This is a genomic window from Pseudoxanthomonas sp. PXM01, assembly GCF_014851815.1.
GTDB lineage: Bacteria > Pseudomonadota > Gammaproteobacteria > Xanthomonadales > Xanthomonadaceae > Pseudoxanthomonas_A.
This window is the reverse complement of the sequence record NZ_JACVAJ010000002.1, coordinates 441,625-456,345: the sequence shown is the minus strand read 5'-3', so window position 1 is coordinate 456,345 and position 14,721 is coordinate 441,625. Positions and strand designations below refer to the sequence as shown.

Below are 14,721 nucleotides of genomic sequence, written 5' to 3'. Positions count from 1 at the left end.
GCCGTATAATCGCCGCGGCATTCCCGCCGCAGCAGCCGTGGACCTGGATGGATACTGCCCTGAAACAGCGCCTGATCGGCGCGGTCGTGCTGGTGGCGCTGGCCGTCATCTTCCTGCCCATGCTGGTCAAGGGACCCGCGCCCGACAGCGGCGTGTCCGACGTGCCACTGGACGTACCGCCCGCTGCCGGCGGCGAGTTCGAGACGCGCGAGCTGCCGCTGGTGACACCGGGCAATGCGCCCGCCACCGGTGCGGTGGGCCTGCAGGGCCAGGTCGCTGCGCCTGCCGCGGAGCCGGCACCTGCCGACGGCGTGCTGCAACCGGCCGCCACCGCGGGGGGCAACTTCGCTGTCAGCTTCGGCGCCTATGCCACGCAGTCCGACGCGGACGCCGTGCTGGTCCGCGTGAAGCAGGCGAAGCTCCCGGGCTTCGTCGAGCCGGCGACCATCAATGGCAAGCCGGCCTTCCGCGTTCGCGTCGGCCCCTACGTCGACCGGCCGCAGGCCGAAGCCGCGCGCCTGGACGCGATCAGGGTCCGTAGCGACGTCAACGCGCAGGTGGTGACGCTGGACGTTCCCGCCGCGGCGCCGACGGCGACGGCGCCCGTGCCTGCGGCGTCTGTCGCCGCGCCCGCCGCACCGGCGGTCACCACCCAGGCGCTGCCGCCGGAGCCGGCCAAGCCCGCACCGAAGCCCGCCGCAACCGAAGCCAAACCCGTCGCCACGACGACGGCCGAGACCAGGCCGGTACCGCCGCCCGCCGTCAAACCTGCAGCCCCGGCGCCCAAGCCGGCTGAAACCGCCAAGCCGGCAGCCTCCGGTACCGGTTTCGCGGTGCAACTGGGCGCCTTCTCGAATGCTGCCGATGCCAACGCCTTGCGCGATCGTGCACGTGGCGCCGGGTTCAGCGCCTTCGTCGAGCAGGTCCGCACCGACAAGGGCACGCTCAGCCGCGTGCGCATAGGCCCGGTCGCCAGTCGTGCCGATGCGGACCGGTTGAAAACGCAGGTCGCGTCGAAGATCGGCGTCGACGGCATGGTGCGCCCGCACCCTTGATGGCATCGCCCGAGCGCATGACGGATAGCCCCGGGCGCGCTGCGTGAGCGCGCTCGACCTGACGCTGCTGGCCATCGTCGGCGTGTCGACCCTGTTCGGCCTGATGCGCGGCTTCATCAGTGCGCTCGCCTCGATGGTCGCCTGGCTGCTGTCGGGCTGGGTGGCGTTCCATTACGGCGGCGATGTCGCGCACCTGCTGGCCAGCGACGGCCAGCCATCGGCGAGCGAGCTGCTGGGCGGCTACGTGCTGAGCTTCGTCGGCGTGATGATCTTCGTCGGGCTGACCGGATGGGCCATTCGCCATCTGGTCACATCGGTCGGCCTGTCGGGCCTGGACCGTGTGCTGGGACTCGCGCTCGGGCTGGCGCGTGGGGTACTCGTCGCCTGCATCGTGCTGCTGCTGACCGCATTCACCGATCTGCCACGCGAACCTGAATGGCAGCGTTCATCCGTCGTGCCCGTCCTGCTGCCTGGCGCGCAGTGGCTGTCGCAATGGCTGCCGGAATGGACTGTGCAGGAACTGGACTTTGGCAACGGCCGGCCGGCGGGCGATAATGCGCGCCTGCAAAACCTCTTGCCCCTGCCGCTGGACGACTCCGGCGCACCGCAGGAGCACGTCCCACCGCCCGCCTCGCCCGCGTCGAAACCGGAGTAGATCCCCCATGTGCGGCATCGTCGGAATCGTCGGCAACCAGAACGTTGCCGGCCAGCTTTATGACGGGCTGACCGTCCTCCAGCATCGCGGACAGGACGCCGCCGGCATCGCCACGGCCGACGGCACGCGCCTGCGCGTGCACAAGGACAACGGGCTGGTGCGGGACGTGTTCAACGCCAAGGCCATGAGCGTGCTGGAAGGCCGCGTGGGCATCGCCCACTGCCGTTATCCGACCGCCGGCTCCGAAGGCATGGACGAGGCGCAGCCGTTCTACGTCAATTCGCCGTACGGCATCGCGCTGGCGCACAACGGCAACCTGATCAATACCGAATCGCTGCGGCAGGACGTGTTCGCGCAGGACCGCCGCAACATCAACACCGACTCGGACAGCGAAGTGCTGCTGAACGTGTTCGCGCACGAGCTGGACCTGCAGCGCACGCTGACGCCGGAAGCGGCGATCCGCGCCGTCGCCGGCGTGCACCGTCGCGTGAAGGGCGGCTATGCCGTCGTCAGCGTCGTGCTGGGCCTGGGCCTGGTGGCGTTCCGCGATCCGCACGGCATCCGTCCGCTGGTGCTGGGCAAGCGCGAGCACGGCGAGGGCACCGAATACATCATCGCGTCGGAATCCGCCGCGCTCGACATCCTCGGTTTCGTGCGCATGCGCGACGTGCAGCCGGGCGAAGCGATCGTGATCACCGCGCGCGGCGAACTGTTCAGTGAGATCGTCGCCGACGCGCCCGAGCATGCGCCGTGCATCTTCGAATACGTTTACTTCGCGCGCCCGGACTCGATGATCGACAACGTGTCGGTGCACAAGGCGCGCATGCGCATGGGCGTGAAGCTGGGCGAGAAGATCCTGCGCCTGCGTCCCGACCACGACATCGACACCATCATCCCGATCCCGGATACCTCGCGCGACGCCGCGCTGGAGATCTCCAACGTGCTGGGCGTGAAGTACCGCGAGGGGTTCATCAAGAACCGCTACGTCGGCCGGACGTTCATCATGCCGGGGCAGGGCGAGCGCGTGAAATCCGTGCGCCGCAAGCTCAACCCGATCAACCTGGAATTCCGCAACCGCGTCGTGCTGCTGGTCGACGACTCCATCGTGCGTGGCACCACCTCCAAGCAGATCGTGCAGATGGCGCGCGATGCCGGTGCGCGCAAGGTCTACCTGGCCAGCGCCGCGCCGCCGGTGCGTCACCCGAACATCTACGGCATCGACATGCCGGCCGCCGACGAACTGGTCGCGCACAACCGCACCGTCGAGGATATCGAACGCGAACTGGGCTGCGACTGGCTGATCTACCAGGACCTCGAGGATCTGGAAGCGGCCGTGCGCGAGGGCAACCCGAACCTGGCGGAGTTCGATTCGTCGTGCTTCGACGGGAAGTACGTCACGGGCATCGAGCCGGGGTACTTCGAACGTATCGAGCAGGCCCGCTCCGACGAAGCCAAGCGCAAGCGCCGCGTCGGCTGACGCGGTTCGCGCCGGCATGACCACGCTGTTCGAGGCCGCCCGCATCTGCCTGGATGCGGCGGAGGTCGACACCAAGGTCGCGCTGACGCAGCAGTACGCCGCCGCATTCGCGCGTGGCGAGTTACTGATTCCTGACGACGCGCCGTTGCCTGATCCCATCCGGATGCCGGGGCGACCGACGAAGCCCACGCTGGTGCATCCACGCGACCTGCCGCGCCGTGGCCTGGGCAGCGTGCAGGGCAGGGCGGCCTTCATCCATGCCATCGCGCACATCGAACTGAACGCCATCGACCTGGCCTGGGATGCGGTGTACCGCTTCCGTGGACTGCCGGCGGCGTTCTACGCCGACTGGGTGCAGGTGGCGCACGATGAGTCGCGCCATTTCGTGCTCTTGCGCGATCGCTTGCGTGAGCTGGAGCACGACTACGGCGACTTCGACGCCCACAACGGCCTGTGGGAAATGACCGAGAAGACCGCACATGACGGCCTGGCGCGAATGGCGCTGGTGCCGCGCGTGCTGGAGGCGCGCGGCCTGGACGTGACGCCCGGGATGATCGTCAAGCTGCGTGACCTGGGTGATGAGGCCACTGTGGCGATCCTCGACCTGATCCTGCGCGAGGAAGTCGCGCATGTCGCCGCCGGTTCGCGCTGGTACCGTTGGTACTGCGCCCAGCGGGGCATCGAACCGCGCGCACGCTTTCGCGAACTGCTGAAGGAATACGCCGGCGGCTACCTGCACGGGCCGTTCAACATCGAAGCGCGCCTGCTGGCCGGCTTCGACGAGGACGAACTGGCGGCGCTCGAGGCGCCATGACGTCGACGGTGGGGTCGGTGTGGGAGCGACGTAAGTCGCGATGAACTGCCGCGGCGCCCTCATCGCGACTTACGTCGCTCCTACAGACGACATTCCTTCCGAGCCGGCGCTCAGAGCGAGTCCAGCGCCATCCCGTCCGGCTCCACGCGCAGCACCGATCCCTGTTCGTACCAGTCGCCCAGCACAATGCGCCGACAGGCATGGGTGCCGACCGTGAGGTCGTGGATCGCGGGCCGATGCGTATGGCCATGGATCATCGTGTCGATGCCGAACTGCGCGAAGGTTGCGTCCACGGTGGCCGGCGCCACGTCGGTCAGCGTCTCGAACTGCGTCCTGTCGTTCTGCTTCATGCCGCCCTGGTGGGCGGCGCTGGCCGCACGTGCCTGGGCCGCGAAGGCCAGTCTGGCGGCGAGTGGCTGCGACAGGAACTGCGCCTGCCAGGCCGGGTTGCGGGTCTGTGCGCGGAACGCCTGGTAGGCGGTGTCGCCGGTACACAGCAGGTCGCCATGCATCAGCAGGACCGGCTTCCCGTACAGCATGACCACGGCCGGATCGGGCAGGATGCGCATGCCGGCGCCTCGCGCGAACGCATCGCCCAGCAGGAAATCGCGGTTGCCGCGGATGAAGAACACCGGTACGCCAGCGTCGGCGACCTCACGGATGCGGGCGGCCACGTAGGCGCCGGTATCGGACGGATCGTCGTCGCCGACCCAGGCCTCGAACAGGTCGCCGAGGATGTAGAGCGCGTCGGCCTGCGTGCCTTCCTTCTGCATGAACGCACCAAACAGTTCGGTCACGGCCGGCCGTTCGGCGTCCAGGTGCAGGTCGGAGATGAAGAGCGTGGTCATGGCCGAATTCTAAGCCCTGCCCCGGAACGGGCAGGGAAATACGGCCCATGCAGGTTAAAATTGGCGTCATACCGTTCATCGAGTCCACCATGGCCTGCCGCACCCGCTTCGCCCCCAGTCCCACCGGCTACCTGCATATCGGCGGCGCCCGCACGGCGCTGTATTGCTGGCTGGAGGCGCGCCATCGAGGCGGCGATTTCATCCTGCGCATCGAGGACACCGACCGCGAGCGCAGCACGCAGGCCGCCATCGACGCGATCCTCGATGCGATGGACTGGCTGGGCCTGGGATACGACGAAGGCCCGGTCTATCAGACGCAGCGCATCGATCGCTACCGTGAGGTCGCGGAGCAATTGGTCGCATCGGGCAAGGCCTATTACGCCTACGAAACGCGCGAGGAGCTGGATGCCATGCGCGAGGCCGCGATGGCGAAGCAGGAGAAGCCGCGCTACAACGGCGCCGCGCGCGAGCAGAACCTGCCGCACCGCGACGATCCGAACCGGGTGATCCGCTTCAAGAATCCGCTCGACGGCGTGGTCGCCTTCGACGACCTGATCAAGGGTCGCATCGAGATCGCCAACAGCGAGCTCGACGACATGGTGATCTTCCGTCCGGACGGCTACCCGACCTACAACTTCGCCGTCGTGGTCGACGACTGGGACATGGGCATCACCGAGGTGATCCGCGGCGACGACCACATCAACAATACGCCGCGCCAGATCAACATCTACGAGGCGCTGGGCGCGCCGGTGCCGAAGTTCGCGCACATGCCGATGATCCTGGACGAGGAGGGCGCCAAGCTGTCCAAGCGCACCGGCGCGGCCGACGTGATGCAGTACAAGGACGCCGGCTATCTGCCGCATGCGCTGATCAACTATCTGGCGCGCCTGGGTTGGTCGCACGGTGACCAGGAGCTGTTCTCGCGGCAGGAGCTGATCGATCTGTTCGACGTGAAGGACGTGAACTCCAAGGCCGCGCGCCTGGACATGGCCAAGCTGGGCTGGGTGAACCAGCACTACCTGAAGACGGATGCGCCTGCGGACATCGCGCCGCACCTCGTCTTTCAGTTGGAGAAGCTGGGTATCGACCTGACGATGGGTCCGGCGCCGGCCGATGTGGTGGTCGCGCTGCGCGACCGCGTGCAGACGCTGAAGGACATGGCTGAGAAGGCCGTGGTCTGGTTCCAGCCGCTGACCGCGTACGACGACGCGGCCGTGGCGAAGCATCTGGGGGCTGCCGCCCAGGCTCCATTGGCCAAGGCCCGCGAGTGCCTGGCGGCGCTGGCGGAGTGGACCGCGGAGAACGTGTCGGCGGCGCTGCACGAAGCCGCGGCGGCGCTGGAACTCGGCATGGGCAAGGTGGCACAGCCGCTGCGCGTGGCCATCACCGGTACCCAGGTCAGCCCCGACATCTCGCAGACCGTCTACCTGGCCGGTCGCGACGAGGCCTTGAAACGCATCGACGCCGCACTCATCAAAGTAGGCACGTCCGCCTGATTCCGGATCGCCCATGCCGCACGCCCATACCTGCACCGACCCGCACCACCATGTCCACGACGCTCAGGCGTTCGTGGCCGCGGTGGAACACGCGTGCCAGGAGCGCGGCCTGCGGCTGACGCCGATCCGCGCGCGCGTGCTGCAGCTGATTGCCGAAGCCGGAAAGCCAGTGAAGGCGTACGAGCTGCTGGAATGGGTGCGCGCCACCAAGGGTGTCGGCGCCGATGCGCCGCCGACCGTCTATCGCGCGCTCGACTTCCTGATGGCCAACGGCTTCGTGCACAAGCTCGAATCGGTGAACGCCTTCGTCGCCTGCCATCACCCCAACAGCGCCCAGCATTCGGTGCCGTTCCTCATTTGCGACCGCTGCCACAGCGCGGTGGAGCTGGAGGACCGCGAGGTGGTCGCGGCCCTCGATGCGCGCGCGAAGGCGCTGGGCTTCCAGCCGCAGGCGCAGACACTGGAAGTGCATGGGCTGTGCGCGCGGTGCGCGGCTGCATAAGGCTGCTGCTGTAGGAGCGACGTAAGTCGCGACTGCTGACTTGTAGCGTAGTGAATCGTTGTCTCGCGAAGGATGAGGCAGCTTTCGTCAATGGCCTCTTATTGGTGTATCCGGCGCCGGATGGCGTGCGGTCGCGACTTACGTCGCTCCTACAGGGGCACCGCTCAAGCCGTTGCTGGCACCGCCTTGGGTGAACGTTCGCGGATCGGCAGGTTGGCGACCGCGGCGATCAGCGCCAAGCCCATGTCGAGATACCACATCCACGTGTAGTCGCCGGAGCGTTCCAGCGCCAGGCCGCCAAGCCAGGCGCCGAAGAAGCCGCCGATCTGGTGCGACAACAAGGTCAGTCCGAACAGTGTGCCCAGGTAGCGCGGGCCGAACAGTTTTCCGACCAGGCCCGCCGTCGGCGGGACGGTCGCCAGCCAGGTGAAGCCCAGCGCGGCCGCGAAGATGTAGAACGTCAGCGGGGTAGGGGGCGCCATCAGGTACAGCGCGATCATCACCGCGCGGCTGGCGTACATCACCGCCAGGATCCACTTCATCCGCACACGCTGGCCCAGTGCACCTGCGATCAGGCTGCCGGCCACGTTGAACAGGCCGATCAGCATCAGCGCAGCCGCCGACACGCTGGCTGGCAGGCCGCACAGCGCGACTTCGCCCGGCAGATGCGTGACCAGGAAGGCGATGTGCACGCCGCAGGTGAAGAAGCCGAGATGCAGCATCCAGTAACTGCGATCGCGCAGGGCGATGGCGATCTGTTGCTTCAGGCTGATGTCGCCGATCGCGGTGGCCGTCGGCGTGCCGGATGCCGCCACGGCCTTCTTGCGCAGTGGAAAAGCGAGCGGGATCGCCAGCAGCGAGGCGACCGCCAGCGTATACATGGCGCTGGCCCAGCCGGCGAACGCGATGACCGCCTGGACCAGCGGTGCGAACACGAACTGTCCCAGCGATCCGCCCGCGTTGATGAAGCCTGCGGCGAAAGAACGTTTCTCCGGTGCGAGCTGTTGCGCCGTGGCGCCGATCAGGATGGAGAAGCTGCCGGCGCCCGCGCCTGCGGCCGTCAGCAGGCCCAGTGTGAACATCAGACCCCAGGGCGAGGTCAGCTGCGGCGTCAGCGCGAGGCCAAGCGATAGCAGGATGGCCCCGAATACCAGTACGCCCGTGGAGCCGCGCTTGTCGGCAAGCGCGCCGAACACCGGCTGCACCGCTCCCCAGGTGAACTGGCCGATGGCGAGCGCGAAGCTGATCGCCGCGATGCCGATGCCGGTGTCCTGGTGGATCGGCGCCACGAACAGGCCGGTGGTCTGCCGAGCACCCATGGTGATCATCAGCGTGGCCGAGGCTGCAAGCAGGAGGCCCCAGTGCATGCGTGGGGCAGGCGCGGCAACAGTGGCGTTCATGGGGCCTCTCCCAGATGCTGGCGCAGCCGTTCGTCCAGGCGATCGAGATCTCCATGCAGGGTCTGGATGCCGGTTTCACCCAGCATCGTGTCGATGAGGTCCTGTGCACGCCGCCAGTACGGCTTCGCGGCGGCGAGTCGGTCGCGACCGGCCTGGGTGAGACCGATCATGCGCTGGCGGGCATCGCGGCCGCGGACCGTTTCCACCAGGCCAGCGTCGACCAGTGGCGACAGGTTGCGGGTGAGCGTGGTGCGGTCCATGCCCAGCTCATCCGCCAACCCGCCGAGCACGCGGGACTCGCGCTCGGTGCGGCGCAGGATCGAATACTGGTTGAGGCTCAGCCCGACGGCGGCAAGTTCATGGTCGTACACCTGGGTCACCCGGCGACTGGCGCGGCGCAGGCGGAAGCAGGTGCACAGGCTGGGCGTGACGGGGGCGGCAGGCGGCGTCATGGGGGAGGGTGGGTGATGGCGTGGTGATTATGTGTATATGCACATAATTGTTGTCAAGAAGGGCGGCTGCCATGCCGGCCAGCCGCCCCGGGGGGAGGAACTCAGGGGATCAGAAGTAGGCGCGGATGCCGAACGCCACGCCGCGACCCGGCAGCGGTGCATAGTCGCGCAGCAGCGAGGTGTGCGGGCGCGCTTCTTCGTCGGTCAGGTTGCTGCCGTCCAGGAACACCTCCCAGCTCGATGCCGTGCGATCCCAGCGGTAGGCCATGTGCGCATCGACCAGCGTGTAGCCGTCGCTGGCGTGCTCGTTCTGCGCCACGTCGTCCTGCTTGCTGTAGCGCACCGCGCCGAGCGAAGCGCGCCAGCCACCCAGCGACCAGCCAAGGTCGGCGCCCACGCGCATCGGCGAGATGCGGGGCAGATAGCCGCCCTGGGCGACATCGACCTCATAGCCATGCGTGTGGTCGCCGTGCGGGACTTCGAACGCGACCGTGCGCAAGCCGTTGCCGTCGAGCTTCGCCCGCACGTAGTCACCATAGAGGCGAAGGTCCCACGCGCCGGCCGCCGTGTCGGCGAGCTGGATCTTTGCCTCGGCCTCTGCACCGGTGAAGGTCGCATCGTCCTGCGTCCACAGGCGTACCGGGTAGCCGTGCTCTTCCACGCCGGTGTCGGTGAGGTAGATGAAGTCCTTGAACTTCGTCTGGTACACCGCGAGCTTCAGGTCCACGCGGTCGGTATGCCAGTGCGCGCCAATCTCAGCACGCACGCCCTTCTCAGTATCGAGCGTGGTATCGCCGATCTCGATCGACTGCGTGGCCACGTGCGTGCCGCCCGCGAACAGTTCCTCGTTCGTCGGCGCGCGCTCGGAGCGGTCCAGGCCGAATCGCAGGTCGAAGCCGTCGCTCAGGCGCCAGATGGCAGCGGCCGACAGGTTGATCGCGTCGAAATCGGTGGAGGGGCGGTCGTCGGGCTTCAGCTTGACCTGGTCGTAGCGACCGCCAAGTTCCAGCTTCCACGGACCGAAATCCTTTTCCTGCACGACGAACAGGCCCAGCGTGTCGGTGATGGTGGCGGGTACGAAAGCCTCGGCGCCGACCGCGTTGAAGTCGGTGCTGCCGAACTGCAGGCCGAACGCGCCGCGCCAGCCGTTCCACGTCTTCTGTACGGCTTCCAGGCGTGCGTCGTAGCCCTCGTTGGTGAAGCGCGTGCCGATCTCGTCGCCTTCCAGTTCGAGGTGCTCGTAGTCGTTCCAGGCGGCGCGCAGGTTGATGCTTTCCAGGAACGACACCGGGTTGTAGAGGCCTGCCTTCATGTCCAGCCGGTTCTGCACCATGTCGATGCGCACGGGGCCTTCCTCGTGCTCCTCGTGGCCGTGGTCTTCTTCGCCGTCATGGTCATGATCGTGGTCTTCCTCGCCATGCACGTGCGCGCCGGCGGGAATGCCGTAGTTGCTGCGGTAGGTGCTCGCGGCCAGACCGAAGTAGCCGCGGTCGCCCAGATAGGTCGCACCGATCGCGCCGGCCTTGGTTCGGACCGAGCTGTTGGGCAGCGTGCCGTTGGGCTGGGGCTCTTCTTCGTGCTCCTCGCCTTCCTCGTGGTCGTGCAGGATGGCGACACCGGGGATGTCGTAGTCGTCGGTATCGCGCACCAGACCGTCGACATGCAACACCCAGTTCCGGTTCACGCCGTCAAGACGGAACATGCCGGTGCGCTCGTCGTTCACCGTGTTGCCACGGACTTCGGCGCGGCCGCTCAGGGGCTGGTCGGGAATCGACTCGGCAAGCCGTCCATCCACCACGTTGACCGCGCCGCCGATGGCGCCGCTGCCGAACAGCAGGGTGGCTGGACCCTTCAGGACTTCGATCTGGTCGGCGAGGAAGGGTTCGATGCTGACCGCATGGTCGGCGCTGACCGTGGACGCGTCCATCGAGCCGATGCCGCCGGACAGCACCTGCACGCGGGGGCCTTCCAGACCGCGGATGATCGGGCGGCCCACGCCGGTGCCGAAGTAAGTGGTCTGCACCCCGGGCAGCTTGGCGACGGTCTCGCCGAGGGTGCCGGCCTTGGCTTTGTCCAGGTCCTCGCCGTACAGCACGTCGACCGGGGTCGCCACGGATTCGGCATTGCCCTTCAGCGGCGAAGCGGTCACCACCACGGCGTCCAGATCCTTGGGGGTCGCCCCGGAGGCGTCGTCGGCCGACGCCAGCGGAGAGATCAGCGCAAGGGCGAGGGCAACGGCAAGGGTCGAGGGGACGGGAGACAGGCGGTGTGCGTTGGGCATGGGGGTGGTGCGCTCGTGAGGGTGAAGAATGATGTTATATTATACCAATAGTGACAATATAACCCTCCCAGAAGTCATACTTGTTTCCCATGAAGTCTTCTTTCCGCTCCCTGCTCGACCGCTTCGCCGCTGCCGGTTCGCTGGTCTGCGCATTGCATTGCGCCATCACGCCGTTGCTGTTGGCCGTCATCCCGTCGCTGGGGTTGTCGGTCTGGCTGGGCGATGGCTTCGAACGCGCCTTCGTGGTGTTCGTGACCGTGCTTGGCCTTTTCAGCCTGGTCTGGGGCTACCGCCGCCATCGCGCCTTCCGCGCGCTGGGCATGTTGCTGTTCGGCCTGGCCGCGCTGTGGGCAGGCGTGCTGTATGCGCCGCTGCACGAGTCGGTGGTGCCCCACGCCATCGTGATGACGGTCGGCGGCATGCTGGTGGGCCTTGCCCATCTGTTGAATCTGCGCCTGAACCACTGGCACGTGCACGACGCCAGCTGCGCGCACTGACCCCGTTCCGGGACTCGGCAGCGGCCGGGAAGGCCCTGCTGTGATAGGCTTTGCGGCCTCGCGCGCGGTCCCCGAACCGGTGGACGCCCGCGCAGCCGCCCAGACCCGGGCGGACTTTTCATCGAATCAGGAGAACAGAGATGGGCAAGGGTGATCGCAAGACGGCCAAGGGCAAGCGCTATTCGTCGAGCTACGGCAATGCGCGCAAGAGCACCGTCGCCAAGGCCGCCGTGGCTGCTACTGCCACCGCCAAGAAGGCCGTGGTGAAGGCGCCGGTCAAGAAGGCCGTCGCCAAGAAGGCCGTCGCCAAGGCGTAAGCCATCCGCGCCGGCTCGGCCGGCAGCGAACACGGAACCCCGGCCCCGGCCGGGGTTTTCGTTTTTTACAGGTCCGTCGCCACCGCGCGTCCGCCTGCGTGCACGGCAGACACCAGGTCGCCGCCGAGCCAGTACGCCAGCTGCGCAGGCTGGCCGATGCGCCAGCGCACGAAGTCCGCGCGCTGTCCGGCGACCAGGCGTCCGCGGTCCGGCATTCCCAACGCCTGCGCCGCATGCACGGTCGCGCCGCGCAGTGCTTCCTCGGGCGTCAGACGGAAATGCGTGCAGGCCAGCGACATCGCCAGCCGCAGCGACTGCAGCGGTGACGTGCCCGGATTGCAGTCGGTGGCCACCGCCATCGGCACGCCGTGCGAACGGAACGCGTCCAGCGGAGGCAGCGTCGTTTCGCGCAGCACATGGAATGCGCCAGGCAGCAGCACCGCCACGCTGCCGGCCCGCTTCATCGCGGCCACGCCGGCTTCCGAGGTGTATTCGACATGATCGGCGGACAGGCCACCGAAGCCGGCCACCAGCGCCGCGCCGCCGCCGTCGCTGAGCTGGTCCGCATGCAGCTTCACCGGCAGTCCGAGCGCCCGCGCCGTTTCGAACACACGCTGCGTCTGCGCAGCAGTGAAGCCGATGCGCTCGCAGAACGCATCCACGGCATCCACCAGTCCTTCCGCATGCAAGGTCGGCAGCCACGCGCAGACCGCAGCGATGTAGTCGTCCGCGCGCCCGGCATACTCCGGTGGCAGCGCGTGGGCACCGAGGAACGTGGTACGTATCGTGATGCCGAGCTCCCCGCCGATTCTGCGCGCCACGCGCAGCATCTTGCGCTCGTTCTCCAGGTCCAGCCCGTAGCCGGACTTGATCTCCAGCGTGGTCACGCCGTCGTCGCGCAGTGCGCGTGCACGTGGCAGCGACTGGGCGAATAGTTCGTCTTCATCGGCCTCGCGGGTGGCACGTACGGTCGACACGATACCGCCGCCGGCGCGTGCGATCTCCTCGTAACTCGCCCCTTGCAGGCGCTGCTCGAACTCGCCCGCGCGGTCGCCGCCAAACACGACGTGCGTATGGCAATCGATCAGGCCGGGTGTCACCCAGTCGCCCTGCGCATCGACCACCTCGTCCGCCAGCGCGTCGGGTGCTGCCGGCAAGGTGGCGCGAGGGCCGGCGAAGGCCAGCATGCCGTCGCGCCAGCCCAGCGCGCCATCCTCGATCACGCCATATCCCGCATCACCGGTGAGGGTGACGAGGCGGGCGTTCACCAGTACGCCGTCCCACCGCACGTCCACTGCTTCAGTCGCCACCGCCGCCTCCATCGCAACCACCGCCGCTGTCCGCATCGCAGCCGGCATCGCTGTGCTGGCCGGCACTTCCTTCGCCACCGCCCGCAGCCCCTGCTGTCGCCCGCGCGTTCTTCTTCTGCGCGTGAACGGCGATGGCTGCCACCGTCAACGAAACCGCGACGGCGGACAGCGCAAGGGCGATCGCGATGAGCGGTGTGGACGACGGATCCATGCAGGTGCCTTGGCGGTGGCGACGCGGTAGCCTAACGCACCCCTGTCGCCGGCCGTAAGCACCGCCATGTCGAACCCCGATTCCACCGCAGGCTTGGCTACCGCTGTCGAAGGCGGCTGGCGTGTACCGGGCATCGCCAATCTGCATTCGCATGCCTTCCAGCGCGCCATGGCCGGTCTGGCGGAACGGCAGACGCATCCGGAGGACAGCTTCTGGACCTGGCGCGAGATCATGTACCGCTTCGCGGCGCGGATGGATCCGGACAGCACGTACGCCGTGGCGACGCAGCTCTATGCCGAGATGCTGGAGGCCGGATACACGACCGTCTGCGAATTCCATTACGTGCACCACCAGCCCGACGGCACGCCGTACGCCGATCGGGCCGCCATGTCGAAGGCGCTGATCGCCGCTGCGCGCGACACCGGCATCCGCATGACGTTGTTGCCGGTGCTGTACATGACGGGCGGTTTCGACGGGCGGGCGCTGTCGGCACGGCAGCAGCGCTTCGGCCACGGTGTCGGGGACTTCCTCCGGCTGCTCGAGGACCTGCATCCGTTGCAGGACGCGCAAGTGCGCATCGGCTGCGCGTTCCACAGCCTGCGTGCGGTGCCGGAATCCGCGATGCGCGAGGTGCTGGCGGCGCTGCCGGCCGACGCGCCGATCCACATCCACATCGCCGAACAGGTGGGCGAAGTCCAGGACAGCCTGGCGGTCCGCAACGCGCGACCTGTCGAATGGCTGCTGCGGGAGTTTGCCGTCGACCGTCGCTGGACGCTGGTGCATGCCACCCACCTGACGCAGGAAGAGACGCGCGGCATCGCATCCCGCGGCGCCACCGTCGCGATCTGTCCGACCACGGAGGCCAACCTCGGTGACGGCCTGTTCCCGTTGCGCGACTACCTTCAGGCGGGCGGGCGCTGGGGCATCGGCTCGGATTCGCACGTGTCGGTGTCGCCGGTCGAGGAGTTGCGCTGGCTGGAGTACGGCCAGCGCCTGGTCACGCGTCACCGCAACATCGCCGTGACCACGCATTCGCCGAGCGTCGGCGAAACGCTGCTGGGGGGCGTGCTGGACAGCGCATCGGATGCCACGGGCTTCCAGTCCGTCAGAGAAGACGCGGTGCTGCTGGATGCCGCCGCTCCGGTGCTGGCGGGCGCCACGGTCGACGACGTCGTCGACCGCTGGCTGTTCGCCGGCAATCGGCCGCTGGTGAAGCAGGTCCGCGTGGCGGGACGCACCGTCGTTTCCGAGGGACGGCATGCGGACGGCGAGGCCATCGCGCGCCGTTACGGCGAAACACTCCGGCGACTGCTGCGTGATTGAGGCCGGCCGGCGATGACCCGCCTGTGCCATCGGTCATCGGCCGGATCGGGGGTTCCATCGCCGGCATTCCAGGTCCCATCCGA

15 protein-coding genes are annotated in these 14,721 nt (G+C 67.9%); 9 read left to right on the top strand and 6 right to left on the bottom strand.

Annotated elements, in window-relative coordinates:
* The first annotated feature begins 47 nt into the window (after nt 1–47).
* From IB230_RS11530 to IB230_RS11515, 4 genes are read left to right on the top strand one after another with little or no spacing between them, the layout of a single operon-like run.
* Nucleotides 48–1,055, top strand: coding sequence for an SPOR domain-containing protein (locus tag IB230_RS11530; protein ID WP_192272352.1), 1,008 nt, complete (start codon nt 48–50; stop codon nt 1,053–1,055).
* A 43-nt stretch (nt 1,056–1,098) separates the two neighbouring features.
* A complete protein-coding gene (locus IB230_RS11525; protein ID WP_192272350.1) occupies nt 1,099–1,710 on the top strand; it encodes a CvpA family protein in 612 nt (203 codons plus the stop codon).
* A 7-nt stretch (nt 1,711–1,717) separates the two neighbouring features.
* The gene (purF, locus tag IB230_RS11520) at nt 1,718–3,187 is read left to right on the top strand and encodes an amidophosphoribosyltransferase (protein WP_192272348.1); all 1,470 of its coding nucleotides are present in this window, start codon (nt 1,718–1,720) and stop codon (nt 3,185–3,187) included.
* 16 nt (nt 3,188–3,203) lie between these two features.
* Nucleotides 3,204–4,001, top strand: a complete 798-nt coding sequence (locus IB230_RS11515) for a ferritin-like domain-containing protein (protein WP_192272346.1) — start codon at nt 3,204–3,206, stop codon at nt 3,999–4,001.
* 110 nt (nt 4,002–4,111) lie between these two features.
* Here the strand turns inward: IB230_RS11515 and lpxH are convergent, their stop codons facing one another.
* Nucleotides 4,112–4,849: a UDP-2,3-diacylglucosamine diphosphatase gene (lpxH, locus tag IB230_RS11510; protein ID WP_192272344.1), complete on the bottom strand. Its 738-nt coding sequence runs from the start codon at nt 4,847–4,849 to the stop codon at nt 4,112–4,114.
* Between the two features lie 89 nt (nt 4,850–4,938).
* On the opposite strand from lpxH, the gene gltX reads away from it, so the two are divergent.
* Both gltX and IB230_RS11500 read left to right on the top strand, forming a co-directional pair.
* Nucleotides 4,939–6,345 (top strand): glutamate--tRNA ligase, encoded by a 1,407-nt coding sequence (gltX, locus tag IB230_RS11505; protein ID WP_192272341.1) that lies wholly within the window; start codon nt 4,939–4,941, stop codon nt 6,343–6,345.
* A 13-nt stretch (nt 6,346–6,358) separates the two neighbouring features.
* A complete protein-coding gene (locus tag IB230_RS11500; protein ID WP_192272339.1) occupies nt 6,359–6,847 on the top strand; it encodes a Fur family transcriptional regulator in 489 nt (162 codons plus the stop codon).
* A gap of 164 nt (nt 6,848–7,011) precedes the next feature.
* Here IB230_RS11500 and IB230_RS11495 read toward each other — a convergent pair whose 3' ends face one another.
* From IB230_RS11495 to IB230_RS11485, 3 genes are all read right to left on the bottom strand, one after another.
* Nucleotides 7,012–8,247 carry an MFS transporter gene (locus IB230_RS11495; RefSeq protein WP_225589497.1) on the bottom strand — a complete coding sequence of 412 codons (1,236 nt, stop codon included), beginning with the start codon at nt 8,245–8,247 and terminating at the stop codon, nt 7,012–7,014.
* On the bottom strand, nt 8,244–8,699 hold the full coding sequence (locus IB230_RS11490) for a MarR family winged helix-turn-helix transcriptional regulator (protein WP_192272337.1): 456 nt from the start codon (nt 8,697–8,699) through the stop codon (nt 8,244–8,246). Before IB230_RS11490 ends, IB230_RS11495 begins: the two co-directional genes overlap by 4 nt.
* A 109-nt stretch (nt 8,700–8,808) precedes the next feature.
* A complete protein-coding gene (locus tag IB230_RS11485) occupies nt 8,809–10,980 on the bottom strand; it encodes a TonB-dependent receptor (protein WP_192272335.1) in 2,172 nt (723 codons plus the stop codon).
* A gap of 89 nt (nt 10,981–11,069) precedes the next feature.
* Between IB230_RS11485 and IB230_RS11480 the strand changes: the two genes are divergently transcribed.
* Both IB230_RS11480 and IB230_RS11475 read left to right on the top strand, forming a co-directional pair.
* Nucleotides 11,070–11,477, top strand: a complete 408-nt coding sequence (locus IB230_RS11480; protein WP_192272333.1) for a MerC domain-containing protein — start codon at nt 11,070–11,072, stop codon at nt 11,475–11,477.
* 140 nt (nt 11,478–11,617) lie between these two features.
* Nucleotides 11,618–11,794: a 30S ribosomal protein THX gene (locus IB230_RS11475; RefSeq protein WP_055941418.1), complete on the top strand. Its 177-nt coding sequence runs from the start codon at nt 11,618–11,620 to the stop codon at nt 11,792–11,794.
* Nucleotides 11,795–11,859: 65 nt separating this feature from the next.
* On the opposite strand, the gene hutI is transcribed toward IB230_RS11475, so the two are convergent.
* Together hutI and IB230_RS11465 are read right to left on the bottom strand one after the other, a co-directional pair.
* The gene (gene hutI / locus IB230_RS11470) at nt 11,860–13,104 is read right to left on the bottom strand and encodes an imidazolonepropionase (RefSeq protein WP_343227309.1); all 1,245 of its coding nucleotides are present in this window, start codon (nt 13,102–13,104) and stop codon (nt 11,860–11,862) included.
* On the bottom strand, nt 13,094–13,315 hold the full coding sequence (locus IB230_RS11465; protein ID WP_192272331.1) for a hypothetical protein: 222 nt from the start codon (nt 13,313–13,315) through the stop codon (nt 13,094–13,096). The genes hutI and IB230_RS11465 overlap by 11 nt, the downstream gene beginning before the upstream one ends.
* A 66-nt stretch (nt 13,316–13,381) precedes the next feature.
* Here IB230_RS11465 and IB230_RS11460 point away from each other — a divergent pair, with 66 nt between their 5' ends.
* Complete coding sequence (locus IB230_RS11460; protein ID WP_192272329.1) at nt 13,382–14,638, top strand: formimidoylglutamate deiminase; 1,257 nt, start codon at nt 13,382–13,384, stop codon at nt 14,636–14,638.
* Nucleotides 14,639–14,721 lie beyond the last annotated feature (83 nt).